Here is a 1,735-nt window from a genome sequence, read left to right on the forward strand (position 1 = left end):
CCGCCCGTTGACCAGTGAGGTGCCGAGGTCTCCGGTGGCCAGGGAGGCCGCCCACGCGGCGTAGCGCCGCCACGCGGGCGCGTCCAGCCCCAGTTCCTCGCGCAGCCGCTCGACCTGCTCCCGCGCGGCCCCGGGGGTCGCCCGGAACTGGGCGGCGTCGCCGGGCAGCAGCTCGGTGGCGGCGAAGACCGCGACCGACACCGCGAGGAGCAGGAGCAGGGTACGCGCGAGGGCGAGGACCAGGGAGGGCACCGCCCTCCGCGTGCGGGGCACGGCGTCGGGCGGCGCCGCGGAGGGCGGCGTCATCAGTCCGGTACCCCGGCCCGTTCGATGAGCAGCCGGTGGAACCCGGGGCCGGTGGGCAGGCCGGTCACACCGGGCGCGGTGAGGTCGATGCCGTCGCCCACGCCCCAGACCACGTAACCGCCCTCGTCGGCGACCCGCCGCTGGAGGTCTCCCAGAACGGCGTGGCGTTCGGCCTCGTCGGCGGTGGCCAGGGCCTCGGCGAAGTCGGCGTCCCACTCGGGGTCGTTCCACCCGGTCTCGTTGATGGGACCGTCGGCGAGCAGCGCCATCCGGGAGAAGTCCACGAAGCCGTTGCCGCCGAGGCTGTTGAGGTAGAAGGGCTCGACGTTCCACACGTCGGTCCAGTAGGTGTCGGGCGGGCCCGTCTCGACCCGGGCGTCGATCCCGGCCTCGGCGAGCTGTTCCGAGATGAGGACCGCGGCCTCCTCCATGCCCGGGTAGGAGGTGGTGGCGTGCAGGGTGAGCGACACGCCGTCCCCGTGTCCGGCCTCCTCCAGCAGTTCCCTGGCCCGGTCCGGGTCGCGCTCCACCGGGGGCACGTCCGGGGCGAAGGGCGCCAGGGGGCTGAGGACGTCGGCGCCGGGCTCCCCGTAGCCCAGGAAGACGGTCTCCACGAGCTGTTCCCGGTCCAGGGCGAGCTTGACCGCCTCGCGCACGCGGGGATCGTCGAAGGGCTCGGTCTCCATGTCCATGACCAGGGGGTAGTTGACGCCGCCGGGGCGGGTCACCACCTCGACCTCGCCGTCGTCGGCGTACTGCCGCGCGGTGGCCGGTGCGACGCTTCCGGCGACGTCGGCCTGGCCGGAGGCGACGGCGGCGGCGCGCGCGGCCGGGTCGGGCATGGCGGTGATCTCCAGCGTCTCGTACGCGGGCGCCTCTCCCCACCAGCCGTCGTCGCGCCTGAGGACCGAGGTGGTGTCGTCGCCGCTCTCCAGGACGAAGGGGCCGGAGCCGGGGACGGGCTCGGTGATGTCGTCACTGCCCTCGGGGACGACGAACGTCAGGGAGGCCAGGGCGGAACCGACCTCGGCGTAGGGCTGGTGCGTGACCAGTTCCAGCTCGTGTTCGCCCGTCACACCGGAGGCCTCCAGGTCGAACATGGACAGGCGGCCGTTGTTCTCCGCACCCTTGTCCTGGATGCGGCGCAGCGAGAACAGGACGTCGTCGGCCGTGACGGGCTGGTCGTCGGAGAAGACGGCGTCGTCGCGCAGGGTGACGGTCCAGCGGGTGAGGTCGCCGTCCTGCGGCTCCCACGACTCCGCCAGGCGCGGCTGGGCCACTCCGTGCTCGTCGGGCACGGTGAGTACGTCGTAGAGCATGGCGAAGCGCAGGTAGTCGGCCTCGTTGCCGACCCGGCCGTGCGGGTCGTGGGTGGTGGCGGCGGGCGCCCCCACGGCGGCGTAGCGCAGGGCGGGCCCCTCGGCGGCGG

The 1,735-nt window shown here is 74.2% G+C and carries 1 protein-coding gene and 1 pseudogene; both read right to left on the bottom strand.

What is annotated here, in order from left to right:
* A pseudogene (locus D455_RS31730) lies at positions 1 to 306 on the bottom strand (ABC transporter permease); the annotation flags it as partial.
* On the bottom strand, positions 306 to 1,735 hold a 1,430-nt coding region (locus tag D455_RS0126255; RefSeq protein WP_017573641.1), incomplete at its 5' end, for an ABC transporter substrate-binding protein. The pseudogene D455_RS31730 and the gene D455_RS0126255, both read right to left, overlap by 1 nt.

It is taken from the genome of Nocardiopsis halotolerans DSM 44410 (assembly GCF_000341065.1).
Taxonomy (GTDB): domain Bacteria; phylum Actinomycetota; class Actinomycetes; order Streptosporangiales; family Streptosporangiaceae; genus Nocardiopsis; species Nocardiopsis halotolerans.